26 protein-coding genes, 1 tRNA gene and 1 riboswitch are annotated in these 25,093 nt (G+C 69.8%); of the genes, 15 read left to right on the top strand and 12 right to left on the bottom strand.

Annotated elements, in window-relative coordinates; genetic code table 11:
* The 6 genes from cobA to ylqF all read left to right on the top strand — a co-directional run bounded on the left by cobA (position 1) and on the right by ylqF (position 5,755).
* Entirely contained in the window at positions 1-771 is a 771-nt protein-coding gene (cobA, locus tag ASC76_RS04855; protein WP_056463385.1) for a uroporphyrinogen-III C-methyltransferase, read from the top strand.
* Between the two features lie 55 nt (positions 772-826).
* Positions 827-1,150: a ferredoxin FdxA gene (fdxA, locus tag ASC76_RS04860; protein ID WP_056463388.1), complete on the top strand. Its 324-nt coding sequence runs from the start codon at positions 827-829 to the stop codon at positions 1,148-1,150.
* Positions 1,151-1,158: 8 nt separating this feature from the next.
* The gene (locus ASC76_RS04865) at positions 1,159-2,211 is read left to right on the top strand and encodes an NAD(P)/FAD-dependent oxidoreductase (RefSeq protein ID WP_056463391.1); all 1,053 of its coding nucleotides are present in this window, start codon (positions 1,159-1,161) and stop codon (positions 2,209-2,211) included.
* A gap of 34 nt (positions 2,212-2,245) precedes the next feature.
* Positions 2,246-2,352: riboswitch (TPP riboswitch) on the top strand.
* Positions 2,353-2,417: 65 nt separating this feature from the next.
* Positions 2,418-4,568 carry a TonB-dependent siderophore receptor gene (locus ASC76_RS04870; RefSeq protein WP_235580359.1) on the top strand — a complete coding sequence of 717 codons (2,151 nt, stop codon included), beginning with the start codon at positions 2,418-2,420 and terminating at the stop codon, positions 4,566-4,568.
* A 34-nt stretch (positions 4,569-4,602) separates the two neighbouring features.
* Positions 4,603-4,678: transfer RNA gene (locus tag ASC76_RS04875), tRNA-Asn, on the top strand.
* A gap of 171 nt (positions 4,679-4,849) precedes the next feature.
* Complete coding sequence (ylqF, locus tag ASC76_RS04880) at positions 4,850-5,755, top strand: ribosome biogenesis GTPase YlqF (RefSeq protein WP_056463398.1); 906 nt, start codon at positions 4,850-4,852, stop codon at positions 5,753-5,755.
* Positions 5,756-5,788: 33 nt separating this feature from the next.
* Here the strand turns inward: ylqF and ASC76_RS04885 are convergent, their stop codons facing one another.
* Positions 5,789-6,040, bottom strand: a complete 252-nt coding sequence (locus ASC76_RS04885) for a hypothetical protein (RefSeq protein WP_056463400.1) — start codon at positions 6,038-6,040, stop codon at positions 5,789-5,791.
* 86 nt (positions 6,041-6,126) lie between these two features.
* Entirely contained in the window at positions 6,127-6,372 is a 246-nt protein-coding gene (locus tag ASC76_RS04890) for a hypothetical protein (RefSeq protein ID WP_056463403.1), read from the bottom strand.
* Positions 6,373-6,609: 237 nt separating this feature from the next.
* On the opposite strand from ASC76_RS04890, the gene ASC76_RS04895 reads away from it, so the two are divergent.
* From ASC76_RS04895 to ASC76_RS04905, 3 genes are all read left to right on the top strand, one after another.
* Positions 6,610-7,680, top strand: a complete 1,071-nt coding sequence (locus ASC76_RS04895) for a DUF1996 domain-containing protein (RefSeq protein ID WP_056463406.1) — start codon at positions 6,610-6,612, stop codon at positions 7,678-7,680.
* A gap of 139 nt (positions 7,681-7,819) precedes the next feature.
* Positions 7,820-8,014 (top strand): hypothetical protein, encoded by a 195-nt coding sequence (locus tag ASC76_RS04900; RefSeq protein WP_056463409.1) that lies wholly within the window; start codon positions 7,820-7,822, stop codon positions 8,012-8,014.
* Between the two features lie 68 nt (positions 8,015-8,082).
* Positions 8,083-9,327, top strand: coding sequence for an MFS transporter (locus tag ASC76_RS04905; RefSeq protein ID WP_082548783.1), 1,245 nt, complete (start codon positions 8,083-8,085; stop codon positions 9,325-9,327).
* Between the two features lie 15 nt (positions 9,328-9,342).
* On the opposite strand, the gene ASC76_RS04910 is transcribed toward ASC76_RS04905, so the two are convergent.
* Complete coding sequence (locus ASC76_RS04910) at positions 9,343-10,095, bottom strand: ProQ/FINO family protein (protein WP_056463413.1); 753 nt, start codon at positions 10,093-10,095, stop codon at positions 9,343-9,345.
* A gap of 91 nt (positions 10,096-10,186) precedes the next feature.
* On the opposite strand from ASC76_RS04910, the gene ASC76_RS04915 reads away from it, so the two are divergent.
* On the top strand, positions 10,187-11,182 hold the full coding sequence (locus ASC76_RS04915; protein ID WP_056463415.1) for a S1C family serine protease: 996 nt from the start codon (positions 10,187-10,189) through the stop codon (positions 11,180-11,182).
* Between the two features lie 7 nt (positions 11,183-11,189).
* Here the strand turns inward: ASC76_RS04915 and ASC76_RS04920 are convergent, their stop codons facing one another.
* Genes ASC76_RS04920 through ASC76_RS04950 form a run of 7 tightly spaced genes read right to left on the bottom strand, consistent with a single transcriptional unit; the run spans position 11,190 to position 19,398 of the window.
* Positions 11,190-12,824 carry an AMP-binding protein gene (locus ASC76_RS04920; RefSeq protein ID WP_056463418.1) on the bottom strand — a complete coding sequence of 545 codons (1,635 nt, stop codon included), beginning with the start codon at positions 12,822-12,824 and terminating at the stop codon, positions 11,190-11,192.
* A gap of 15 nt (positions 12,825-12,839) precedes the next feature.
* Positions 12,840-14,021, bottom strand: a complete 1,182-nt coding sequence (locus tag ASC76_RS04925; protein ID WP_056463421.1) for an acyl-CoA dehydrogenase — start codon at positions 14,019-14,021, stop codon at positions 12,840-12,842.
* Between the two features lie 24 nt (positions 14,022-14,045).
* The gene (locus tag ASC76_RS04930; protein ID WP_056463424.1) at positions 14,046-14,438 is read right to left on the bottom strand and encodes a RidA family protein; all 393 of its coding nucleotides are present in this window, start codon (positions 14,436-14,438) and stop codon (positions 14,046-14,048) included.
* A 4-nt stretch (positions 14,439-14,442) separates the two neighbouring features.
* Positions 14,443-15,630 carry an acyl-CoA dehydrogenase family protein gene (locus tag ASC76_RS04935; protein ID WP_056463426.1) on the bottom strand — a complete coding sequence of 396 codons (1,188 nt, stop codon included), beginning with the start codon at positions 15,628-15,630 and terminating at the stop codon, positions 14,443-14,445.
* A 2-nt stretch (positions 15,631-15,632) separates the two neighbouring features.
* Positions 15,633-16,499: an enoyl-CoA hydratase family protein gene (locus ASC76_RS04940; RefSeq protein ID WP_056463428.1), complete on the bottom strand. Its 867-nt coding sequence runs from the start codon at positions 16,497-16,499 to the stop codon at positions 15,633-15,635.
* Positions 16,496-17,029, bottom strand: coding sequence for a MarR family winged helix-turn-helix transcriptional regulator (locus ASC76_RS04945; RefSeq protein WP_056463431.1), 534 nt, complete (start codon positions 17,027-17,029; stop codon positions 16,496-16,498). Before ASC76_RS04945 ends, ASC76_RS04940 begins: the two co-directional genes overlap by 4 nt.
* 11 nt (positions 17,030-17,040) lie before the next feature.
* Positions 17,041-19,398 carry a bifunctional salicylyl-CoA 5-hydroxylase/oxidoreductase gene (locus ASC76_RS04950; RefSeq protein WP_056463434.1) on the bottom strand — a complete coding sequence of 786 codons (2,358 nt, stop codon included), beginning with the start codon at positions 19,396-19,398 and terminating at the stop codon, positions 17,041-17,043.
* Between the two features lie 201 nt (positions 19,399-19,599).
* Between ASC76_RS04950 and ASC76_RS24305 the strand changes: the two genes are divergently transcribed.
* From ASC76_RS24305 to ASC76_RS04970, 5 genes are all read left to right on the top strand, one after another.
* On the top strand, positions 19,600-19,758 hold the full coding sequence (locus tag ASC76_RS24305) for a DUF3309 family protein (RefSeq protein ID WP_082548784.1): 159 nt from the start codon (positions 19,600-19,602) through the stop codon (positions 19,756-19,758).
* Between the two features lie 82 nt (positions 19,759-19,840).
* A complete protein-coding gene (locus ASC76_RS04955) occupies positions 19,841-21,037 on the top strand; it encodes a patatin-like phospholipase family protein (RefSeq protein ID WP_082548786.1) in 1,197 nt (398 codons plus the stop codon).
* Positions 21,034-21,816 carry a 3-hydroxybutyrate dehydrogenase gene (locus ASC76_RS04960; RefSeq protein ID WP_056463437.1) on the top strand — a complete coding sequence of 261 codons (783 nt, stop codon included), beginning with the start codon at positions 21,034-21,036 and terminating at the stop codon, positions 21,814-21,816. Before ASC76_RS04955 ends, ASC76_RS04960 begins: the two co-directional genes overlap by 4 nt.
* A 16-nt stretch (positions 21,817-21,832) precedes the next feature.
* Positions 21,833-22,603, top strand: a complete 771-nt coding sequence (aat, locus tag ASC76_RS04965) for a leucyl/phenylalanyl-tRNA--protein transferase (RefSeq protein ID WP_056463440.1) — start codon at positions 21,833-21,835, stop codon at positions 22,601-22,603.
* A complete protein-coding gene (locus tag ASC76_RS04970; protein WP_056463443.1) occupies positions 22,600-23,379 on the top strand; it encodes an arginyltransferase in 780 nt (259 codons plus the stop codon). Before aat ends, ASC76_RS04970 begins: the two co-directional genes overlap by 4 nt.
* Here the strand turns inward: ASC76_RS04970 and ASC76_RS04975 are convergent.
* On the bottom strand, positions 23,360-24,478 hold the full coding sequence (locus ASC76_RS04975) for an NAD(P)/FAD-dependent oxidoreductase (RefSeq protein ID WP_056463445.1): 1,119 nt from the start codon (positions 24,476-24,478) through the stop codon (positions 23,360-23,362). The genes ASC76_RS04970 and ASC76_RS04975 overlap by 20 nt on opposite strands.
* Positions 24,478-25,035 (bottom strand): NADPH-dependent FMN reductase, encoded by a 558-nt coding sequence (locus ASC76_RS04980; RefSeq protein ID WP_056463448.1) that lies wholly within the window; start codon positions 25,033-25,035, stop codon positions 24,478-24,480. Before ASC76_RS04980 ends, ASC76_RS04975 begins: the two co-directional genes overlap by 1 nt.
* Positions 25,036-25,093: the final 58 nt, after the last annotated feature.

The following is a 25,093-nucleotide window of genomic DNA, read 5'->3' on the forward strand; positions in this document are numbered from 1 at the left end:
ATGGGCACGGTGATCTTCATCGGCGCCGGCCCCGGCGCGGCCGACCTGATCACCATGCGCGGCGCCGCGCGGCTTGGTCAGGCCGATGTCGTGCTGTTCGATGCGCTCACCGACCCGGCGCTGCGCGCGCTCGCACCGAACGCCAAGTGGATCGACGTCGGCAAGCGCGGCTTCGCCGACAGCACCGGCCAGGCGACGATCAACGCGCTGCTGGTCCGCTATGCCGCTGAAGCGACCACCGTGGTCCGCCTGAAGGGCGGCGATCCGAGCGTGTTCGGCCGGCTCGAGGAGGAGCTGGAGGCACTCGCCGCGGCCGGCATCGCCTGCGAGGTCGTGCCGGGCGTCACCGCCGCGCTCGCGGCGGCCGCCACCACGCAGCGCCCGTTGACGCGCCGCGGCACCGGCCGCAGCGTCAGCCTGTCGACCGCGATGACGCGCGAAGGCCAGCTTCAGGTCACGCGCAGCGCCGACACCGAGGTGTTCTACATGGCCGGCAAGCAGCTCGCCGCGTTGTCGCGCCGCTTGCGCGCGGCGGGCTGGCCGGACGACACGCCGGCCCAAGTCGTCTCGCGCGCCGGCTGGCCGGACCAGCTGCGCAGCGACCACACCGTCGCGAGCCTGGGGGGCGCCGCGATGCTGCATGCGGGCCGGCCCAGCGTCGTGACGATCGGCGCCGGGGCCGCGCCGCTCGCGGCGGCGCCCGCTGCTGCTGCCGGCACCGCCAACGCGGGCATCGTCCGCTCGAAGCGTGGCGCGCGCGCCAAGCCCTAAAATCCCCGTTGAGCCAGCGCTCGCCGGCCACCTCCAACAGAAGAGTTCCACCACCATGACCCACGTCGTTCTCGAATCCTGCATCCGCTGCAAGTACACCGATTGCGTGGACGTGTGCCCGGTCGACTGCTTCCGCGAAGGCCCGAACTTCCTGACGATCGACCCGGACGAGTGCATCGACTGCGCGGTCTGCATTCCCGAGTGCCCCGTCAACGCGATCGTGCCGGAAGAGGACGTCCCCGGCGACCAGCAGCACATGATCCAGCTGAACGCCGACCTGGCGAAGAACTGGCCCAGCATCACCAAGCGCAAGGCCCCGCAGCCCGACGCCGACGAGTGGAAAGACCGCACAGGCAAGCTCGGCGAGCTGATCCGCTAAGCCCAGCCGTGACCACGGCCGTCGAAGTCCCGTTGATCGAGACCGATGCGCTCGTCATCGGCGCCGGGCCGGTCGGCCTGTTCCAGGTCTTCGAGCTCGGCCTGCTCAACATCCGCGCCCATGTGATCGACTCGCTGCCGGTGGCCGGCGGCCAGTGCATCGAGCTCTACCCCGACAAGCCCATCTACGACATCCCGGCAACGACGGTCTGCACCGGTCGCGAGCTGGTCGCGAAGCTGCAGCAGCAGATCGAACCCTTCGCGCCGGTCTTCCACCTGGGGCAACAGGTCGACGTCGTCGAACGTCAGCCGGACGGGCGGTTTCGCATCGCCAGCTCGCGCGGCACGCAGTGGCTCGCGAAGACGGTGCTCATCGCCGGAGGCGTCGGCTCGTTCCAGCCGCGGCGGCTCAAGGTCGACGGGGTTGCCGCGTTCGAAGGCACGCAGCTGCGCTACGGCGCGCCCGACGACCTGCAGGCGCTGGGCGGCCAGCGCGTCGTCGTGATCGGCGACGACGATGCGGCGCTCGATTGCGCGATCGCGCTGGCACCGCTCGCCCAGGTCACGCTGATGCACCGGCGCGATGAGTTCAAGGCCGCCCCCGAGACGATTTCGACGCTGCGTCGGATGCGTGGCGACGGGCAGCTGCAGTTCGTCGCGGCGCAACCGAGCGGCATCGTCCACGCCGACGGCCGATTGACCGCATTGCAGGTGCTCGCCGCCGATGGCACGACGCAAACGCTGCCGCTGGACAGGCTGCTCGTGCTCACCGGCCTGAGCCCCAAGCTCGGGCCGATCGCCGACTGGGGTCTCGCGCTCGAGCGCAAGCAACTCGTCGTCGACACCGCGCGCTTCCAGACCAGCGAGCCGGGCATCTTCGCGGTCGGCGACGTCAACACCTACCCGGGCAAGAAGAAGCTGATCCTGTGCGGCTTCCACGAGGCCGCGCTGGCCGCGTTCGGCGCCGCGGCGATCGTGTTCCCGGACACGCCCATCCACCTCGAATACACGACCACCAGCCCGCGCCTGCACAAGGCGCTGGGCGTCGCTCCCAAAGGCTGAGTCATAATTCGCCCGCTGCGCGGTTCGTTTGCGCAGCATTCGCTAGGGGTGTTGAACGGTTCACCCGAACCGCTCGACTGAGACAGTCCCTTTGAACCTGATTGAGGTAATCCTCGCGCAGGGAAGCTCGGCCAGACCGGCATCACGTCCTGTGGTGGCCGCAGGCCCGCCGCCCTGCCATCGACCACGGACCCACGATGGCACGCTTGACCACACGATTCCCTACCCTCTCTCCCATCGCCGCCGCCGCATGGCTGCTCGCGACGCACGCGCTGGCGCAGACCGCGCCGGACTCAGCGCAATTGCAGCCGGTCACCGTCACCGGCCGCGCGACGCCGCCCGCGAGCGTCAGCGGCTGGGGCGAAATCCCGCTCGCGAAGACGCCGGTGCAGGCCAGCGTGTTCGACGCGGCCCAACTGAAGGACAGCGGCGTGCAACGCCTGTCCGACCTGACGGCGGCGGACCCCGCCGTCAGCGATGCCTACAACGCCGAGGGCTACTGGGACTTCCTGACCGTGCGCGGCTATGTCATCGACAACCGCTTCAACTTCCGCCGCGACGGGCTGCCGATCAACGCCGAGACTTCGATCCCGCTCGACAACAAGGCGCGCGTCGAGATCCTCAAGGGCACCAGCGGCATGCAGGCCGGCACCAGCGCGCCGGGCGGGCTCGTCAACTACGTCGTCAAGCGTCCGCTCGACACGCCGCTGAGCTCGATCGGCCTCGAATGGCGCCAGCCCGGCACCGTGACCGCTGCGTTCGACCTGAGCCGGCGCTTCGGCGTCGACAACGCGTTCGGCGTGCGCCTGAATGCCGCCGCGGCGCACCTCGACCCGATGGTGCGCGACAGCGAAGGCCGACGCCACCTGTTCGCGCTCGCGGCCGACTGGCGCGTCTCGCCCGACACGCTGCTCGAAGCCGAGATCGAGACCAGCCACCGCTCGCAGCCCAGCCAGCCGGGTTTCAGCATGCTCGGCGACACGGTGCCGCCGCCGGGCGATCCGCGCCTGAGCCTGAACAACCAGCCCTGGTCGCTGCCCGTGGTGATGAACGCGACCACCGCATCGCTGCGCTGGCAGCAGCGGCTCTCCACCGATTGGCGCTTCGTCGCGCACGCCGCCACGCAGCAGCTGCGCACCGACGACCGGCTCGCGTTCCCGTTCGGTTGCTTCGATCCGAACCCGGCGCCGGACGGCACCTACTACGCCGACCGCTACTGCCCGAACGGCACCTACGACCTCTACGACTTCCGCAGCGAGAACGAGCGCCGCCGCACCGACGCGCTGGACCTGTCGCTGCAGGGCAAGCTGCAGACCGGGGCGATCGCCCACACGCTGACGGCCGGCGTGCTGCAGTCGCGGGTGCGCAACCGCTTCCAGCAGCAGGCCTACAACTACGTCGGCACCGGCAATGTCGAGGGCACGCTCTTCACGTCGGCAGACCCGTCGCTGACCGACGAGAACACCAACCGCGACGAACGCTCGACCGAGCTCTACCTGCGCGACGCGGTGGCGCTGACCGACGCCGCCACGGCATGGCTCGGCGTGCGCCACAGCCGCATCGAGCGCGAAAGCGTGCGCACCGACGGCTCGCGCCCGACCGACTATGCACAGTCGTTCACCACGCCGTCGATCGCGCTCAGCTATGCGTTTGCCAGGGATCAACTGGTCTATGCCAGCTGGGGCCAGGGCGTCGAGTCGAACGTCGTGACCAACCGCCCGCGCTACAGCAACGCCGGCGAGGTCTTCACCACCAAGAGCCGCCAGGCCGAGATCGGCCTGAAGGGCGCGAGCGACGCGTTCGACTGGAACCTCGCCGCCTTCGACATCCGCCGCCCACGCATCCAGGACTTCGGCAGCTGCGATGCCGACGGCACCTGCACCACGCGCCTGGACGGCACCGCGCACCACCGCGGCATCGAAGCCAGCGCCGGCTGGCGCCGCGGCGCCTGGGCGTTGCGCGGCGGCGCGCAGTGGCTGCGCGCGAAGGTCGAGGGCAGCGCCGATCCGACGATCGACGGCCAACAGCCCACAAACGTGCCGCAGCGCACGCTGAAGCTGCAGGCCGCCTACGACGTCGCCGCCCTGCCCGGCCTGAACCTGCAGGGCGGCCTGGTGCACGAGAGCGCACGCATGGTCCTGCCCGAAAACAGCGCCAGCATCCCCGGCTGGACGCGAGTCGACGCGGCCCTGCGCTACGAGACCCAGGTGGCCGGCGTGCGCACCACCTGGCGTGCCGGCGTCGACAACCTGTTCGACAAGCGCGCCTGGCGCGAGTCCCCGTACCAGTTCAGCCACGCCTACCTGTACCCGCTCGCACCCCGCACCTTCCGCCTGTCGATGCAGGTCGACCTCTGACCGCCCGAAAAAGCCAGCTATAATGCGAGGCTGTTCCTCGATAGCTCAGTCGGTAGAGCGCCGGACTGTTAATCCGTAGGTCCCTGGTTCGAGCCCAGGTCGGGGAGCCAAGATAGAAGATGAACGAAGCCCTCAGGTTGAACGACCTGGGGGCTTTTTTTGTCGCCAACGCGGTCCGGCAGCAGTGCGTCCCCGAACCGATGCTCCGCTGGCCATCGCACGTGCGACTTCCGCAATCGTTCGCACGCCGACCAGGGGCGGTTTGCCCCTAAGCTTCAGTCATGCCCATCCAATGGTTCCCCGGCCACATGCACTCGACGAAGAAGGCGATCGCCGAGCGATTGCCTGACATCGACGTCGTGATCGAACTGCTCGACGCGCGCCTGCCCGGTTCGAGCGCGAATCCGCTGCTGGCGGAGTTGACGCGTGGCAAGCCGGCGCTGAAGGTGCTCAACAAGCAGGACCTCGCCGAACCGGAGCTCACCGAGCGCTGGCTGGCCCACTACCGTGCACTGCCCGGCACCAACGCGCTGGCGCTCCACGCGAGCGTGCCGGCACCGGCGCGCCAGCTCGTGGCCGCGTGCCGCGCGTTGGCGCCGTTGCGCGGCGGCATGGTCAAGCCGCTGCGGGTGCTGATCTGCGGCATTCCGAACGTCGGCAAGTCGACCCTGATCAACACGTTGGCGGGCCATCGCGCGGCCAAGACCGGCGACGAGCCGGGCATCACGAAGGTCGAGCAGAAGATCATGCTGGCCAGCGATTTCCAGCTGTTCGACACGCCGGGCATGCTGTGGCCGCGCATCGTCGTCGAGCAAAGCGGCTATCACCTGGCGGCGAGCGGCGGCATCGGTCGCAATGCGTACGACGAAGAAGAGGTGGCGATGGCGCTGCTGTCGAACGTCCGGCGTCGGCACGGCGATCGGTTGCGGGCACGCTATCAACTCGACGAGGTGTCCACCCTGAGCGACGACGCATTGCTCGCGGAGATCGGCCGCAAGCGCGGGGGGCTGCGCGCCGGGTGTCAGGTCAACCTGCAGAAGGCCGCGGAGATCGCGATCAACGATTTCCGCGCAGGGGCCTGGGGCCGGATCACGCTGGAATCGCCGGGGGATTTCGCCCAATGGAGCGCGCATGCGCTTGCGCTCGATGCGGAACGCCGGGCAGCCCGGCAGTCCCGCAAGAAATAGCGTTCGGCCCGGCGAGCGCCGGGCCGATGGGTCTTACTTGGCGATCTGGTCGCCGGCGGCCTTGGCCTTCGCGTCGTGCTTGGCAGCCTTGGCCTTGTGCGCCTTGGCCTTGGCCTTGTGCGCGGCCTTCTTCGGCTCGCTGGTCACGGCGGCCTGGACGGTCTCCTTGCCTTCCTTCGCCTTTTCGGCGACGGCCTTGCCGGATTCCTTGACGGCGGTTCCGGTCTGGGCGAACGAGGCGGTGCCGGCGAAGGCGATGGCCAGGGCGATGAGAAGCTTGTTCATGGGGTCACTCCGTTTGTACTGATTGATGTTCTGGATCGCCTGTCGATCTCAGCGGCAGCCATGATAAGCGTGCCGATGTGGCGGCCTTACATCGCTTTGGCGGCGGCCTTGGCGTTCTCGCCGTGCTGCTTGGCCTTGGCCTTGTGGACCTTGGCCTTGGCCTTGTGCAACGTCTTCTTCGGCTCGCCTGTCACGGCGCCTTCGACGTTCTCCTTGGCCTGCTTCGCGGTCTCCGCGGTGGCCTTGCCGGCTTCCTTGACGGCGGTACCCGCCTGGGCGTGTGCAGCGCCGGCAACGAACAGCGCGGCAAGGAGGGCAATTGCTTTATTCATGATGAGTGTTCCCGGGGGGAGTGGTTGAACGGTCGGCCGTGGGCAAACCGAAGCGGCTCGATGGCCGGGGCAGATGCTCGCGCGGCGCAGGCGCCAGCGCTGTAGGCGGCCCGCGCGGGCGCGTGTAGGCGACCACGCCAGGGCACTTGGCAGCACGCGCCGGTGGGGTATTGCAGGCGGCGAGAATGGCTCCGATCGCCGGTTTGCCCGGCTCGACACCGAGACAGGATCGCTCGCATGACCCGTTCTGCACTGCTCGCGCTGCTGGCCACGCTCGCCACCGGCGCCTGCGCCCAAACCGCACCGGAGCCGACCGCGGCCCCGGACAACCACACGGCCATGGTCGACAACATGGGCCCGATCATCCGCATTCCGCCGGGGCTGGTCCCGCGCGGCGCCGGCAGCAACGAGTTCCGCGTCAAGCGCACCGACCAGGTCGCGCCCGACAGCGACAGCGGCGCCTTCCGCACATCGTGCACGCTGGCCAAGGTGGCGCGCATCGACCCGATCGTGTTCCCGGGCAAGGTCGACCAGTCGCACCTGCACACCTTCTTCGGCAACGTGAAGGTCGACGAGAACTCGACCACCCGCAGCCTGCTCGATTCCGGCGCGAGCACCTGCCGCGGCGGTACCGCGAACCGCTCTGCGTACTGGGTGCCGACGATGATCGACACCGCCACCGGCAAACCGGTGATGCCCGACGACATCGGCGTCTACTACAAGAGCGGGTTCACGACCGGGGACAAGCTGACCCAGGGCATCCCCGAAGGCCTGCGGATGATCGCCGGCAACCCGGCGTCCAGCGGCCCGCCGAAGCCCGGCGACCCGTTCGCCTACCGCTACAAGTGCATCGGCGGCCCGCGCAAAGAGAACGACAAGTACGGTAGCGAGATCCCGAACTGCGATCTGGGCGCGTCGATCTGGCAGGAGATCTTCTTTCCGCAATGCTGGGACGGCGTCAACCTCGACAGCCCGGACCACAAGAGCCACATGAGCTACACCGTGCAGGTGCGCGACCCGTCGAGCAAGAAGGGCTGGTTCATGCACGTGTGCCCCCGCTCGCACCCGGTGATCCTGCCGCAGATCACCTTCAACGTGATCTACACCGCCAAGACACTCGACGCGTCCAGGAACTGGCGCCTGGCGAGCGACCTGTACGACGCGCAGAAGCCCGGCGGCTACTCGGCCCACGGCGACTGGTTCAACGGCTGGAAGCACGACGTCAGCGAGGCCTGGTTCAAGCACTGCCTGGTCGCCAAGAAGGACTGCCATTCCCACCTGCTGGGGGACGGCCGGATGATCTACTGAGGCCGCGGAAACATGCGGTCACCACAAGCGTGACATTGTGGGCGTCGCTCCCCCGCGATCGCGGGGATTTCAGTGGGCGTTGTCTTACACACGGGCCTCGCGGGCTGCTCCATACTGCACCGCAGCAAAGGAGCTTTCCATGGACCTCGAGCAACTGATGGGGCGGTACTTTCGGCTGAAGCAGGAGCTGTCGATCGCGTACCGCGCGCAGCCCTGGCACAGCGGACGGATCGACCGGCTGGCCGACGAGTTGTCGGCCACCGAGCGCGAGATCGCCTCGCTGCAACCGGCCGACGAGCAGTGCAACGACGCGCTGCTGAGCTTCGCGCGCTAGCACCCCGCTAGCACGGTGAGCGCGCCGGCGGCGGCGCACGGTCTTGCGCGCAGCCGCGAGAATCCGGCATGGCCCTGACCGCTGACGACGCCGCACCGACCTCACCCACCCTGCCGCCGCTCGCGGTCCCCGCGCTGGCGCTCGCGGCCTTCGGCAGCGGCGTATCGCTGCGATTGACCGACGCGATGCTGCCGCTGTTCGCACGCGAATTTGGCATCGGGCTCGGCCAGGCGGCCGCCGTCATCACGGCCTTCTCGATCGCCTACGGCCTGTCCCAGCTGTTCTTCGGCCCGGTCGGCGACCGCTTCGGCAAGTACCGCGTGATCGCCTGGGGCTGCGCCGCGTGCGCACTCACTGCCTCGACCTGCGGACTCGCACCCGACTTCCCCCTGCTGGTCGCGGCGCGTCTCGTGGCCGGCGCCACGGCCGCTGCGATCATCCCGCTGGCGATGGCCTGGATCGGGGACGTCGTGCCCTACGAGCGCCGCCAACCCGTCCTCGCACGCTTCCTGATCGGCCAGATCCTGGGCTTGTCCGCCGGCGTGTTCGTCGGCGGCGTCGCGGCCGAGCAGGCGAGCTGGCGCCTGCCGTTCTTCGCGATCGGCGTCGGCTTCGCGCTGATCAGCGCGGCGCTGTTCGCGATGAACCGCCAGTTGCCCGCCGCGGCCCGCCTGACCCGCCGCGGCGACGGCCACGCCGTCGCGCGGATGGCCGGCGAGTTCGCGCAGGTGCTGCGGCAGCCGTGGGCGCGTGTTGTGCTCGCCACCGTGTTCCTGGAGGGCGGCTTCCTGTACGGATCGTTCGCCTTCATCGCCACCCACCTGCACGAACACTTCGGCGTGGCGCTGTCGACCGCCGGCTCGATGGTGATGCTGTTCGGCTTCGGCGGCCTGCTGTTCGCGCTGGCCTCGGCGCTGCTCGTGCGGCGGCTCGGCGAGGTCGGATTGACGGGGGTGGGCGGCGTGATCCTCGCGGCGGCCCTGGCCGCGGTCGGCCTGGCGCCCGCCTGGTGGTGGGCGATGCCGGCGTGCTTCGTCGCCGGGCTGGGTTTCTACATGCTGCACAACACGCTGCAGATCAACGCGACGCAGATGGCGCCCGAGCGCCGCGGTGCAGCGGTGTCAGCATTCGCCTCGAGCTTCTTCCTCGGGCAGGCTGTCGGCGTCGCGATCGCCGGCGCGCTCGTGGTACGGATCGGAACGGGTCCGGTGATCGCGTTCGGCGCCGCAGGGGTGCTGGCCGTCGCCTTGACCTTCAGCCGCCTGCGGCGGCGGCGCCAGTCGCTCGAGGCCGGCGTGGACGCCGCGGCCTAGCGACGCGCCAGCAGGTCAGCGCGGTCGGCGCGGCGGCGGATTGCCGCCCCCGTGACGGCGCTGCGGGCCGCGCGGGCCGGCGTCGGGGCCGTCGGCACGCGGTCGTTGCGGCGGCCGCTGCTGGCGCTGCTCGAAGGCCGGCGGCAGCTGGCGCGCGCGCTCCTGCGCTTCGGTGCGCGCGATCTCGAGCAGGCCGTCGAGCTCCTCGATCGGCACACCCTTCAGCGCGCAGAAGTTCGCCTTCGTCAGCGTGGTGGTCTGGAAGTCGTGCAGCAGCCCGGCGCGGTTGCGCCGCTGCTGCTCCTCGAGCTGGCGGCGCTCCTCCTGGTTGCCGCGGCGGCGTGCGAGCTCGTCCTGCGCAACCTTGCGGTGCTCGTCGGTGATCTCGCCGGCCGGCTGGCCGTCCAGATCGAAGCGGGTCGGTGCCTTCGTGACCGCGATCAGGTACGAGGTGCTGCCGGTGTGCCGGCGAAAGAACGCCGACAGCACCTGCTTGGAGAACACGCCCGGCGCGCGCTCCTGGATGTCGACCTGGATCCGCAGCTTCAGCGGCTTGACCGCCCCGCCGAACAGTGCCGGGAAGCGCTGCTTCAGCTGCTGCGCGCACTCGGCCGGGGACATGGGCGCGGCGGCGGGTGCCGGCGCCGGCGCGACCTCGGGCGCGGGCGCGGGCGCGGGTGCATCGGCTGCGGCCTGCGATGCCGGCGTCGCCTCGGTCGCGGGCAAGGTCACGGGCTCGGTCGTGGGCAGCGGAGTGGAGTCGGACATGGAACGCGAACGTAGGGCGGAGGAAGGGCTGGATTGTGCTTGCAAATCGGCGCGCCACCCCGAACTCCGGATGCATTGGGGGAGTTGACTCATGGGTGCAACGGATGCTTTCCTGCTCGATGCCTATTCGCACACCGTCAGCGAGGTCGTCGAGCGGCTCGGGCCGAGCGTGGCCGCAGTGCAGGTCGGGGACGCGGGTGCCGCGGATGCGGGCGGCGGCTCGGGCTTCCTGTTCACGCCCGACGGCTATTTGCTGACGAACTCGCACGTCGTGCGCGCGGGCAAGCCGGGGTGGCCGGCCGGCGCGCCCAAGCCCGCCTACCGCATCTCGCTGGCCGATGCGCGCGAGTACCGGGCGCGCTGGGTCGGCGACGACCCAGACACCGACCTCGCGGTGCTGCACATCGACGGCCTGTCGCAAGGCCCGCTGCAGCACGCGCCGCTGGGCACCTCGGTCGGGCTGAAGCGCGGCGAGATCGCAATCGCGATCGGCAACCCCCTGGGTTTCGAGCACACCGTGACGTCAGGCATCGTCAGTGCGCTCGGCCGCAGCATGCGCACCAGCACCGGCCGGCTGATCCCGAACGTGATCCAGACCGACGCGGCGCTCAACCCGGGCAACTCCGGTGGTCCGCTGCTGAATGCGCGCGGCGAGGTGATCGGCGTCAACACCGCGATCATTCGTGGCGCGAATTCGATCTGCTTTGCAGTCGCGATCGACATCGCGACCTGGGTCATCCCGCAGCTGCTGCAGCACGGCCGGGTGCGGCGCGGCCACCTCGGCGTCGGCGGCAACACCACCCCGCTGCACCGGCGCGTGGTGCTGGCTCACGGATTGAGCCAGGCGAGCGGCGTGCGCGTGTTGCAGGTCGAGAAAGGCAGCCCGGCCGATGTGGCGGGCGTGCGCGTCGACGACGTGATCGTCGGCATCGACGGCGTGGCGATCGACTCGGTCGACCGCCTGCACCAGACGCTCGACGCGAGCCGCATCCAGCGCGATTGCGCGTTGAAGCTGCTGCGCGGCACGCTGTCGCCGCAGCCGCTCTACCTGCAGTTGCGGCCGACCGAGCGGGTGCCGGCGGCCTGAGGAACGCTCAGCCCGGGTCGCGCAGCCGGAAGCGCTGAAGCTTGCCGGTGCCGGTGCGCGGCAGCGCGTCGCGGAACTCGATCGCGCGCGGGTACTTGTAGGGCGCGACGGCGGCCTTGACGAAGTCCTGCAACGCGCGCACGGTCGACTCGCCCGCGGAGCCCGGCTCACGCAGCACCACGAAGGCCTTGACGATCTGGCCGCGCTCGGCATCGGGCACGCCGATCACGGCGCACTCGGCAACTGCCGGGTGCGTGAGCAGCACCTCCTCGATCTCCGGCGCGGCGATGTTGTAGCCCGACGAGATGATCATGTCGTCGGTGCGCGACTGGTAATGGAAGTACCCGTCGGCGTCCTGCAGGTAGGCGTCGCCGGTGAAGTTCCAGCCCTGGCTGACGTAGCTCGCCTGCCGCGGGTCGTCGAGGTAACGGCAGCCAGTCGGGCCCTTCACGGCGAGCCGGCCGATCGTGCCGCGCGGCACCTCGACGCCCTGCTCGTCCATCACGCAGGCGCGGTAGCCGGGAATCGCGACGCCGGTCGCGCCGGGGCGCGCGTGGTCCTCGTCGGCGGAGATGAAGATATGCAGCATCTCGGTCGCGCCGATGCCGTCGATGATCTGCAGGCCGGTCGCATCGAACCAGAGCTGGCGCGTCGCCGCGGGCAGCGCCTCGCCGGCGGCCACGCACTTGCGCAGCGGGCCGCCGAGCGGCGCGGACAGGCGCCGCTCGCGTGCGCCGGGCGCCATCGCGCGGTACGAGGTCGGCGCGGTGAACAGTACGGTCGCGCCGAAGCGGCCGATCGCGTCCAGCAGGTCGGGTGGCGAGGCCTTCTCGAGCAGCACGGTCGACGCGCCGACGCTCATCGGGAACAGCGTCAGCCCGCCCAGGCCGAAGGTGAACGCGAGCGGCGGGCTGCCGATGAACACGTCGTCCGCGGTCGCGCGCAGCACGTGCGGCGGGAAGCAGGCGCAACTGGCCATCACGTCGCGATGGAAGTGCATCGTCCCCTTCGGCTGGCCGGTGGTGCCGGAGGTGAACGCGAGCAGGCAGGTGTCGTCGGCGGCGGTCGGCACGTTGTCGAACGTCGCCGGTTGCGCGGCCATGTGCGCCTCGAGGCCATCGGCCGCGGCCGCGTCGCCGAAGCACAGCGTGCGCGCCAGTCGCGGGTGCGCGGCCGCCGCCGCGTCGAGCTCGGCCCGCAGCGCCACGTCGCACAGCGCGTGCGTGACCCGGCCCTTGTCGATGATCTGGCCGAGCTCCTTCGCGCGCAGCAGCGGCATCGTCGCGACGGCAATGCCGCCGGCCTTCATCACGGCGAACCAGCACGCCACCAGCATCGGCTTGTTCGCCGCGCGCAGCAGCACCCGGTTCCCGGGCACCAGGCCCATGTCGCGCACCAGCACGTTGGCGATTCGGTTGGCGTGGCGCTGCAGATCGGCATAGGTCCACGCCAGGTCGCCGGGCGCGCGCAGGCAGAGGCGCTCGCCGCGGCCCTCGGCGACGTGCCGGTCGAGCAGCTCGGCAGCGCAGTTCAGCGTGTCGGGAAACTGCAGTTCGGGCAGCTCGAAGATGAACTCCGGCTGCTGGTCCGCGGGCGGCAGGTGATTGCGTGCGAAGGTGTCGACGTGCGCGCTGTCAGCCATGGCCGCCCTTCTCCGTCAAAACGCCGCGATGCCGGTGATCGCGCGCCCGAGGATCAGCGCGTGCACGTCGTGCGTTCCCTCGTAGGTGTTGACGACCTCGAGGTTGACCAGGTGGCGGGCCACGCCGAACTCGTCGGAGATGCCGTTGCCGCCCATCATGTCGCGGGCGACGCGGGCGATGTCCAGGCTCTTGCCGCAGGAGTTGCGCTTCATGATCGAGGTGATCTCGACCGACGCCGTGCCCTCGTCCTTCATGCGGCCGAGCCGCAGGCAGCCCTGCAGGCCGAGCGTGATCTCGGTCTGCATGTCGGCCAGCTTCTTCTGGATCAGCTGGTTCGCGGCCAGTGGCTTGCCGAACTGCTTGCGGTCCAGCGTGTACTGGCGGGCGCGGTGGAAGCAGTCTTCGGCCGCGCCGAGCGCACCCCAGGCGATGCCGTAGCGGGCGCTGTTCAGGCAGGTGAACGGGCCCTTCAGGCCGCGCACCTCGGGGAAGGCGTTCTCCTCGGGGCAGAACACGTTGTCCATCACGATCTCGCCGGTGATGCTCGCGCGCAGGCCGACCTTGCTGTGGATCGCCGGCGCGCTCAGGCCTTTGGCGCCCTTCTCGAGGATGAAGCCGCGGATCTGCCCGCCGTCGTCCTTGGCCCAGACGACGAACACGTCGGCGATCGGGCTGTTGGTGATCCACATCTTCGCGCCGGTCAGCGCGTAGCCGCCGTCGACCTTCTTCGCGCGGGTGACCATGCTGCCGGGGTCCGAGCCATGGTCGGGCTCGGTCAGGCCGAAGCAGCCGATCCATTCGCCGCGGGCGAGCTTGGGCAGGTACTTCTGCTTCTGCGCCTCGGTGCCGAACTCGTTGATCGGCACCATCACCAGCGACGACTGCACGCTCATCATCGAGCGGTAGCCGGAGTCGACCCGCTCGACTTCGCGCGCCACGAGGCCGTAGCAGACGTAGTTCAGCGCGGCGCCGCCGTAGGCGTCGGGGATGGTGGCGCCGAGCAGGCCGAGCTCGCCCATCTCGCGGAAGATCGCCGGGTCGGTCGTGCCCTCGCGGAACGCCATCGTCACGCGCGGGGCCAGGCGCTCCTGGCAGTAGGCTGCGGCGGCGTCGCGCACCGCGCGTTCGTCGTCGGTGAGCTGCTGGTCGAGCAGCAGCGGGTCGTCCCAGTGGAAGGATGCTTTGGTCGTGGCCATCGGGGTGCTCTCCAGGTCGTTGAATCAGGTCGGAATCACGGCCGTGGCCTCGATCTCGACCTTGGCGCGGTCTTCGATCAGGGCCTTGACCTCCACCGCGGTCATCGCCGCGTTGTAGGACCCGATGATTTCACGAAACGCGCGGCCGATCTCCCGCCCGGCGGCGAGGTATTCGCGCTTGTCGGTCACGTACCAGGTCATGCGCACGATGTGCTCGGGCCGGCCGCCCGCCTCGGCCAGCACCGCGACGATGTGCTCGAGCGCCTGCCGCACCTGGGCGGCGAAGTCGTCGGTGTGGAACACGCCCTGCGCGTCCCAGCCGATCATCCCGGCGATGAAGACCTGGCGGCCGGTCGCGGCGACGCCGTTGGCGTAGCCCTTGGGGCGGGGCCAGCCGGGGGGGAGGAGAACTTCCATGGCATTAATCCTTGAGGGACGTGACGGACGCGGCGCGCGCGTCCTTCAGCAACTCGCGGGCGATGATCAGTTGCTGGACCTCGCTCGCGCCTTCGTAGATGCGCAGCGCGCGGATCTCGCGGTACAGGCTCTCGACCGGCCGGCCGTGCTCGACGCCGGCGCCGCCCCAGATCTGCACCGCCGCGTCGATCACCTGCTGCGCGCCTTCGGTGGCGGCGAGCTTGGCCATCGCGGCCTCGCGGGTCACGTTGCGGCCCTGGTCGCGTAGCCAGGCGGCGCGGTAGGTCAGCAGCGCGGCGCTGTCGATCGTCAGCGCCATCTGGGCGAGCTTGGCCTGGGTCAGCTGGAAGTCGGCGAGCACGCCGCCGAACATCTTGCGGGTCGTGGCGCGTGCAAGCGCCTCGTCGAGCGCGCGGCGCGCGAAGCCGAGCGCGGCAGCCGCGACCGAGGTGCGGAACACATCGAGCGAGCGCATCGCGACCTTGAAGCCCTCGCCGGCCGCGCCGACGCGCTGGGCGAGCGGCACGCGGCAGTCCGTGAAACGCAGCCGCGCCAGCGGGTGGGGCGCGATCACGTCGATGCGCTCGGCGATCTCGAGGCCCGGCGTATCGGCATCGACGATGAAGGCCGAGATGCCGCGCGAACCGGCCGCCTCGCCGGTGCGTACGAACACGACGTAGAAGTCGGCGATGCCGCCGTTGGAGATCCAGGTCTTCTCGCCGTTCAGCACCGCGTGGTCGCCATCGATGCGCGCTTCGCAGACCATCGCCGCGACATCGGACCCCGCGTCGGGTTCCGACAGCGCGAACGCGCTGATCGCCTCGCCGCGCGCGACGCGGCCGAGGTAGGCCTCCTTCTGCGCCGCGCTGCCGTCCAGGCTGATCGCACCGGAGCCGAGGCCCTGCATCGCGAACGCGAAATCGGCCAGCCCCGAATGCCGGGCCAGCGTCTCGCGGATCAGGCAGATCGCGCGGGTGTCGATCTGGTCGGACGCACCACCGTGCGCCAGCCCGCCGACCGCGTGACGCAGCCAGCCGCCCTGCCCCAGCGCGCGCACCAGCGCCTTGCACTGCGCGTCGACATCGCCGTGGGCGTCGGTGATGTGATGCGCCGCCCAGGCGTCGAGCGCACGGGCCAGCGCGCGGTGCCGGTCCTCGAAGAACGGCCAGTCGAGGTAGCGAACGTCGGCCATGCTCAGTTGCCCTCGAACGTCGGCTTCGTCTTGGCGACGAACGCGTGGTAGGCCCGCGCAAAGTCCTCGGTCAGCATGCACAGCGCCTGCGCCTGCGCCTCGGCCTCGATCGCCTGCTCGATCGTCATGGCCCATTCCTGATGCAGCATGGTCTTGGTGATGCCGTTGGCGAAGGTCGGACCGGCGGCCAGATCGCGCGCCAGCGCGTTGGCCTCGTTCAGAAGCGCCTCGGGTGCGACGAGACGGTTGAAGAAGCCCCAGCGCTCGCCTTCCTCGCCGCCGAGCGCGCGCCCGGTATAGAGCAGTTCGCTCGCCCGGCCCTGGCCGATCAGGCGCGGCAGCATCGCGCAGGCGCCCATGTCGCAACCGGCCAGGCCGACACGGTTGAACAGGAACGCGGTCTTGCTGCGCGCGGTGCCCAGCCGCAGGTCGGAGGCCATCGCCATGATCGCGCCGGCGCCGGCGCAGACGCCGTCGATCGCCGCGACGATCGGCTGCGGGCACGCGCGCATCGCCTTGACCAGGTCGCCGGTCATGCGGGTGAACATCAGCAGCTCGGGTGCCTTCAGGCGCACCAGCGGGCCGATGATCTCGTGCACGTCGCCGCCGGAGCAGAAGTTGTCGCCGGCACCGGCAAGCACGACGGCGTGCACGTCGGTTGCGTACTTCAGTGCGCCGAACAGGTCGCGCAGCTCGGCGTACGACTCGAAGGTCAGCGGGTTCTTGCGTTCGGGCCGGTTCAGCGTGATGGTCGCGACGCCGTCGGCGGCGGTCCAGGCGAAGTGCTTGGCACGGTAGCCGGCGAGCTGCCGGCGGTTGCCGGCGGCCAGCGCCGGATCGACGCGGTCCTGCGTCGCAAGGGTGTTCATGCCTTCTCCTCGGCAGGTTGGTCGTGGTGGACGAGCTGCACGCGCAGCGCGCCCAGGTGGGTGTAGAGCTGCTGCACGGTCCGGGCATCGAGGCCGGCGAACATCTCGAGGATCCACTGTTCGTGCTCGTGCGCCATCGCCTCGAACGCGCGGCGCCCCTTGGTCGTCAGCCTCACGATCCAGGCGCGCCGGTCGTCGGGGCTCGCCTCGCGCGCCACCAGACCGTCGCGTTCGAGCTCGTCGGTCAGGCCGGTGACGTTGCCGCCGGTCACCATCAGGTAGCGCGACAGCGTGCGCATCTTCAGGCCTTCGCGGTGGCGGAACAGCTGCGCCATGTAGTCGAAGCGCGCCAGCGAGATGTCGAAGCGCTCGCGCAGCCGGGTGCGGATCTCGGCCTCGATGTGGGTGGTGGTCGCGAGCATGCGCAGCCACAGCTTCAGCGCGGCGTGGTCGTCGCTGGCGGCGCGGCCCTCGTGGCCGAGCTCGTGCGCTTCGCTGAGCAGCGCATGGGAGGCGTCGTGGTGCTTCATCGCGGCCCCGTTCAGACGCCGAGCGCCCGGTTCGCCTGTTCGATCGCGGAGCCGCCGGCGCCTTGCGCGGCCGCGGCCCGCTCGCGCTCGAGGTTGCGCTCGAGCTGCGACTTGGCCGCGCGGTACTGCTTGGGCCACTCGATCTCGGTGTAGCCGATCTTGGCGGACTCCAGCAGCGTCCACGCCGGGTTGGCGAGGTGCGGGCGCGCGATCGCGCACAGGTCGGCGCGGCCGGCGGCGATGATGCTGTTGACGTGATCGGCCTCGCTGATCGCGCCGACCGCGATCGTCGCGATGCCGGCCTCGTTGCGCACGCGGTCGGCAAACGGCGTCTGGAACATGCGGCCGAAGACCGGCTGCTCCTGCTTGCTGACCTGGCCCGACGAGCAATCGATCAGGTCGGCGCCGGCGGCCTTGAAGGCCCGCGCGATCTCGACCGCGTCGTCGGGCGTGATGCCGCCCTCGACCCAGTCGTGCGCCGAGATCCGCACCGACATCGGCAGGTTCTGTGGCCACGCCGCGCGCACCGCGGCGAACACCTCGAGCGGGAAGCGCAGCCGGTTCGCAAGCGTGCCGCCGTACTCGTCGGTGCGCTGATTCGTCAGCGGCGAGATGAAGGACGACAGCAGATAGCCGTGAGCGCAGTGCAACTCCAGCCAGTCGAAGCCGGCCTCGGCCGCGAGCCGCGTCGAGCGGACGAAGTCGTCGCGCACGCGGTCCATGTCGGCGCACGTCATCGCGTGCGACCACTGGCTGACGCCGTCGAGATACTGCTGCGGCGAGGCCGAGAGCAGCGGCCAGTTGCCGGCCTCCAGCGGGCGGTCGATGCCGTCCCAGGCGACCCGGGTCGAGCCCTTGGCGCCGGCGTGGCCGAGCTGGATCGCGATCTTCGCGTCGCTGTTGCCGTGCACGAAGTCGACGATGCGCTTCCAGCCGTCGCGCTGCGCGGCGTTCCACAGGCCCGGGCAGCCGGGCGTGATGCGCGCGTCGGGCGAGGTGCAGGTCATCTCGGCCACGACCAGCCCGGCACCGCCCATCGCGCGCGCGCCGAGGTGCACGAGGTGGTAGTCGGCCGGCAGGCCGTCGACGCACGAGTACTGCGCCATCGGCGAGACGACGATGCGGTTCTTCAGCGTGACGCTGCGCGCGGTGAACGGCGTGAACATCGGCGGCACCGGGCCGTGGCCGGCGCCGCGCGGCGCGCCGGCCTGCTGCGCGATCCAGTCCTCGTAGTTCTCCACATACGCCTTGTCGCGCACCCGCAGGTTCTCGTGGCTGATGCGCTGGCTGCGGGTCAGCAGCGAATACGCGAACTGCTCGGGCGGCAGGTTGACGTAGCGGTCCACGTGCTCGAACCACTCGGTCGAATTGCGCGCGGCGTTCTGGATTCGCAGCACCTCGATGCTGCGCAGGTCCTCGTAGTGCTGCAGCGCACCGGCCAGGTCGCCCGGGTGCTGCGCGATGCTGCGCGCGAGTTCGATCGAATCCTCGAGCGCGAGCTTGGTGCCGGAGCCGATCGAGAAATGCGCGGTGTGGGCGGCATCGCCCATCAGCACCACCGGCGCATTGCCGTTGTGGTGCACCCAGTGCTTGCAGACGACGCGCGGGAACTTGATCCACTGCGCCGAGCCGCGCAGGTGGCTGGCGTTCGAGATCAGCGCGTGGCCGTCGAGGTGCTTCGCGAACAGCTTTTCGCAGAACGCGATCGCCTCCTCCTTCTCCATCTTGTCCAGCCCGGCCTTGAGCCACACGCTCTCAGGCGTCTCGATGATGAAGGTCGAGGTCGTGTCGTCGAAACGGTACGCGTGGGCCTGGAACCAGCCGTGCTCGGTCTCCTCGAACGCGAACGTGAAGGCCTCGAACAGCTTGTGCGTGCCGAGCCAGACGAAGCGGCACAGGCGGGTGTCGATGTCGGGCTGGTAGGTGGCGGCGTGCTGAGTGCGGATGCGGCTGTTCAGGCCGTCGCTGGCGATGATCAGGTCGGCATCCGGATAGGCATCGTCGCCCTGCACGTCGGTTTCGAACACGAGCTTCACGCCGACCTGCTCGCAGCGCGCCTGGAGGATGTTCAGCAGCCGCTTGCGGCCGATGCCGCAGAAACCGTGACCGCCGGAGCGGACCTTGTGGCCGCGGATGTTGACCTCGATGTCGTCCCAGTGATTGAACGCATCGAGGATCTGCGCGGCGCTGGTCGGGTCGGCCGCCTGCAGGTTGCCCAGCGTCTGGTCGGAGAACACGACGCCCCAGCCGAAGGTGTCGTACGGCCGGTTGCGCTCGACGACGGTCACGTCGTGCGCCGGGTCCTGCTGCTTCATCAACAGCGCGAAGTAAAGACCCGACGGGCCGCCGCCGATGCAGACGATTTTCATGGAGTCATGAATCATTCAGTTGTGAAGCATTTTGGAGGGCTCCCGGGTCGGTGTCAAGCGGCACTGCGCAGCAGTCGTGTAGGACAGACCCCCACCGCGAGACGCGTCCGCCGCCCACAGCGCCTCGCGGGGTGCACACGTGTCACGAACGGATACGTTCGCATAACGTTTCGACATCGACAACCACAAGGAGAGAACTACATGACCCTGGGCACCATTCTTCTGATCGTCCTGATCCTGCTGCTGATCGGCGCACTCCCGAGCTGGGGGCACAGCCGTTCATGGGGCTACGGCCCGAGCGGCGGTCTCGGCCTCGTGCTGATCATCGTGATCGTGCTGCTGGTGATGGGCAAGATCTAGTCGACGCGGGCCACCGGGTGGCCCGCGCTATGCTTGGCAACACAGCCGCCGCCCGAGGCGGCTTTCCGCTGTCGCCAAGCCCATGTCCTCGTCGCGTCCGATCCCTTCTGCACCCGCGGTGCGCCTGCACCGTCCCGACGAAGACTGCATCCTCGTGCTGCAAGGCGGGGGCGCCCTCGGCGCCTACCAGGCCGGCGTGTTCGAGTCGCTGGCCGGCGTGTACAGCGAGCCCACCTGGGTGGCCGGCATCTCCATCGGCGCGATCAACGCCGCGCTGATCGCCGGCAACCCCCCCGAACGTCGGGTCGAGCGCCTGCGCGAGTTCTGGGACCTGGTCAGCTCCGCGGTCACCACGCCGTCGCACCTGGCACTGCCCCCGGTCCGGGAGCGGATCAACGAGTTCAGTGCCTCGCAGGCCATGCTGTTCGGCGTGCCGGGCTTCTTTTCTCCAAGATGGCCACCCGCCCCCGTCCAGCCCGCCGGCTCCGTCGGGTCGATCAGCTGGTACGACACCGCGCCCTTGAAAGCGACGCTGGAACGGCTCGTCGACTTCGACCGCATCAACGCCGGCCCGCTGCGGCTGTCGATCGGTGCGGTCAACGTGCGCAACGGCAATTTCGAGTACTTCGACTCGACGAAGCAGGCCATCGATGCCCGCCACATCATGGCCAGCGGCGCGCTGCCGCCGGGCTTCCCGCCGGTCGAGATCGACGGCGAGCACTACTGGGACGGCGGGCTGGTCTCGAACACGCCTCTGCAGTACGTGCTCGACCAGCCCGGCCAACGCCGCCGCGTGGTGTTCCAGGTCGACCTGTTCCCGGCCACCGGCGCGCTGCCGCGCACGCTCGCCGAAGTCACCGAGCGCGAGAAGGACATCCGCTTCTCGAGCCGCACCCGACTGAACACCACCAACGAGCTCGATCGCCAGGTGATCGCGCAGGCGGCGCGGCGCCTGATCGACAAGCTGCCGCCCGCGCTGCGCGACGACCCGGACGTGCGCGCCCTGGCGCAACTGCGCCCCGAGTACGCAGTCGACGTGGTGCACCTGATCTACCGCAGCAAGCACTACGAGAGCCAGTCGAAGGACTACGAGTTCTCGCGCCTGTCGATGCGCGAGCACTGGGACGCGGGCCGCACCGACATGGCGCACACGCTGCACGACCCGCGCTGGATCGCGCACCGGCGCGCCGACGGCGGCGTGCACGTCTTCGATCTGACCGCAGAATCCCGATCGACATCCATCGCCCACCATCTCACAGCACAGGGGAACCGTTCATGAAGCTCAAGGACAAGGTCTGCATCGTCACCGGCGCGGCCAGCGGAATCGGCAAGGCCATCGCGCAGACCTACGCGCGCGAAGGCGGCAAGGTCGTGATCGCCGACCTGAACAAGGCCGCCGCGCAGGCTGCCGCCGACGCGATCAGGGCGTCCGGCGGCACCGCGATGGCGGTGGCGATGGACGTGACCAGCGAGGAGCAGGTCGATGCGGCGGTGGCCGAGGTCGTCGCGGCCTGGGGCACGGTCGACGTGCTTGTCAGCAATGCCGGCATCCAGATCGTGCACCCGGTCGAGGAGTTCCCGTTCGCCGACTGGAAGAAGATGCTCGCGATCCACCTCGACGGCGCGTTCCTGACCACCAAGGCGGTCGTGCCGCTGATGCAGAAGTCCGGAAACGGCGGCTCGATCATCTACATGGGCTCGGTGCACTCGAAGGAGGCGTCGGTGCTGAAGTCGGCCTACGTGACCGCCAAGCACGGACTGATGGGGCTGTGCAAGACGGTCGCCAAGGAAGGCGGCAAGCACAAGATCCGCGCCAACGTGATCTGCCCGGGCTTCGTGCGCACACCGCTGGTCGAGAAGCAGATCCCGGAGCAGTCGAAGGCGCTGGGCATCAGCGAGGAGGACGTGGTCAAGAAGGTGATGCTGAAGGACACGGTCGACGGTGAATTCACGACCGTCCAGGACGTGGCCGAGGTCGCGTTGCTGTTCGCCGGCTTCGAGACCAACGCATTGACCGGCCAGTCGCTGGTGGTGAGCCACGGCTGGTTCATGCAGTGATCGATCGGGGGCTGCCGTGATCCACTGGCTGCGCGGCCCCGACGATCCGCTGCCCGCGACGGGCCTGGCGCTGCCGCTGGGCAGCGATGCGCCCGGCCTGCTGGCCGCCGGCGGCCACCCGACGCCGCAGCGCCTGGCCGAGGCCTATTCGCGCGGCATCTTCCCCTGGTACAGCGAAGGCCAGCCGGTCTTGTGGTGGTCACCGGACCCGCGCATGGTGCTGCTGACACCGGAGTTCCGCCTGTCGCGCTCGCTGCGCAAGACGGTGCGGCGGTTCGCCGCCGACGCGCGCTGCGAGCTCCGCATCGACACCGCCTTCCGTCGCGTCATCACCGCCTGCGCGCAGACGCCCCGCGAGGGACAAGACGGCACCTGGATCGTGCCCGAGATGATCGAGGCCTACTGCGAATGGCACGCGCTCGGCCATGCGCATAGCGTCGAGACCTGGATCGACAGCGAACTGGTCGGCGGCCTCTACGGCATCGGAATCGGCCGGATGTTCTTCGGCGAATCGATGTTCGCGCACCGGACCGACGCCTCGAAAATCGCGTTCGCCGCGCTGGTGTGTTTCTGCCGCGAGCACCAGGTGCCGATGATCGACTGCCAGCAGCACACCAGCCACCTCGCCTCGATGGGCGCGCGCGAGCTCCGTCGCACGGAGTTCGAGGCCCGCCTGTCCCGCAGTCTGGGGGAACCGCCGATCCTCGATTGGACCTATGATTTGTCGATGTGGCGACATCTCGACGATGCCGCCGCCCAGCGCCCTGACCAGGATCCCGGCCAGTGACCCACCCGAAAGAACTTCCGCTCGCCTCGCTGCAGTTCTATGCGACGGCCCCCTACCCCTGCAGCTACATCGAGGGCCGCCTGGCGCGCTCGCAGGTGGCCACGCCCAGCCACCTGATCCACGCCGACGCCTACTCCGGCCTCGTCGCCAACGGCTTCCGGCGCAGCGGGATGTTCACCTACCGGCCGTATTGCGATGGCTGCAAGGCCTGCCTGCCGCTGCGCATCCCGGTGGCCCGCTTCGTGCCCACGCGCAGCCAGCGCCGCGCCGTCAAGGCCCATGCACGGCTCGAAGCGCGGGTGCTGCGCCTGTGCTTCGTGCCCGAGCATTACCAGCTCTACCTGCGCTACCAGGCCGGCCGCCACGAAGGTGGCGGCATGGACCACGACAGCGTCGACCAGTACACCCAGTTCCTGCTGCAGAGCCGGGTCAATTCACGGCTGGTCGAGTTCCGCGAGCCGGGCGTCGACGGTCGGCCGGGCGTGCTGAAGATGGTCTCGATCCTCGACGTCCTGAACGACGGACTCTCGGCGGTCTACACGTTCTACGAACCCGAGCCGCACACCAGCTATGGCACCTACAGCGTGATCTGGCAGATCGAGCAGACGCGGCTGCTGAAGCTGCCCCACGTCTACCTAGGCTACTGGATCGGCCAGAGCGGCAAGATGGCGTACAAAGCGCAATTCCGCCCGCACGAGCTGCTGGTGAACGGGCAATGGCAGGCCGGCGATGCCACCGCGGCGGAGCCCGCCGCGGCTACGCCGTCAGCCGGCTGACCACCTCGTCCGCCAGCGCCAGGCTCGAGGTCAGGCCCGGCGATTCGATCCCGTACAGGTTCATCAACCCGCCGATGCCGTGCTCCGCCGGGCCCTGCAGCACGAAGTCGTGCGCAACCTCGCCGGGCGACTGCAGCTTGGGCCGCACGCCGCTGTAGGCCGGCTGCAGCGCGCCGCCCGGCAGGCCGGGCCAGTACGCGCGGATCGCGGCCTCGAAACCTGTCGCGCGGTCCGGGTCGACGCGGTAGTCGATGTCGTCTGGCGTCGCGGGCGCGATCCATTCCACGTCGGGGCCGAAGCGCGCCTGTCCGGCCAGGTCGAGCGTCAGGTGCACGCCCAGGCCGGCGGCCTCGGGAATCGGGTAGATCAGGTGCGTGAACGGCGCCCGCCCGGCCAGCGAAAAGTAGTTGCCCTTCGCGTAGCGCGCCAGCGGCACCTGGGCCGGCGCGAGGCCGGCGACGCGGGCGGCCACCGCCGGCGCCCACAACCCCGCGGCATTGACGACGCAGCGCGCGGCCAGTTGCATCGGCGTGTCGCCACCGATCGTGACCACGTGCGCGTCACTGTCGCGCTCCAGCGCAACGAAGGGCGACAGCAGCGCGAGCGCGCCACCGGCGGCTTCCAGGTCGCCTTGCAGCGCCAGCATCAGGCCGTGGCTGTCGACGATGCCGGTCGACGGCGAGTGCAGTGCCGCGATCGCCGCCAGTTCGGGCTCGAGCGCGCGCACCTGCGAAGCGTCCAGCGGACGCAAGTCGTGCACGCCATTGACGGCGGCCTGCGTCCGGATCTGCTCGAGCTTGCCGCGCTGCGCCTCGTTCGTCGCGACCAGCAGCTTGCCGCAACGCCGGTGTTCGACGCCATGCGTTTCGCAATAGCCGTACAGCGCCTCGCGACCGCCGACGCACAGGCGCGCCTTCAGCGAGCCGGCCGGGTAGTAGATGCCGGCGTGGATGACCTCGCTGTTGCGCGAGCTCGTGCCGGTGCCGATCGCGTTGGCGCGTTCGAGCACGATCGTCTCCAACCCGCGCCGGGCCAGGGCCCGCCCGATCGCCAGCCCGACCACGCCCGCACCGATGACGACCGCGTCGACGCGGTCCATCAGCGCGCCGCGCCAGGCTCGAGGTGCGCGGCGAACTTGCCGAGAAAACCCTGCAGGAAACCGCGCGTCTTCTCGTCCGTCACGCTGAAATCGTCGGCGATCAGGCCGGGCTTGTTCTGGAGATAGACCTCGGCCTGGCCGAGCAGCCGCACGCCGCAGCTGGCCAGCACCCCGCGCAGCTGCGACTGCGCGACCGCCGTGCCGATCGCGCCCGGGCTGGTGCCGACGATGGCCGTGGGCTTGCCGGGCCAGACGCTTTGCCCCATCGGCCGCGAGCCCCAGTCGACCACGTTCTTGGTGACCGCCGGGACGCCGCGGTTGTACTCGGGCGTCACGAACAGCACGCCGTCGGCAGCGCCGAGTTCGCGCTTGAGGCGCAGCACGCTGTCGGGAGGCGCCTGCCAGAGGTCGTCGTTGTAGAGCGGCAGGTCCGACAGGTCGAGCAGGTTCAGCTGCAGCGCGGGGCCGGCCAGCCCGGCGAGGGCGTGGGCGAGCCGCAGGTTGATCGATTCCCGGCGCAGGCTCCCGACGATGACGGCGACCTGGTGCATGGTCATTCCCTTCCGCCGTGGCCGGCCTGATGAACATGCACCGAAGTCTACGCGGCGTGCCGCC

Source organism: Rhizobacter sp. Root404 (genome assembly GCF_001425865.1).
In the GTDB taxonomy this organism is placed as follows: domain Bacteria; phylum Pseudomonadota; class Gammaproteobacteria; order Burkholderiales; family Burkholderiaceae_C; genus LMDS01.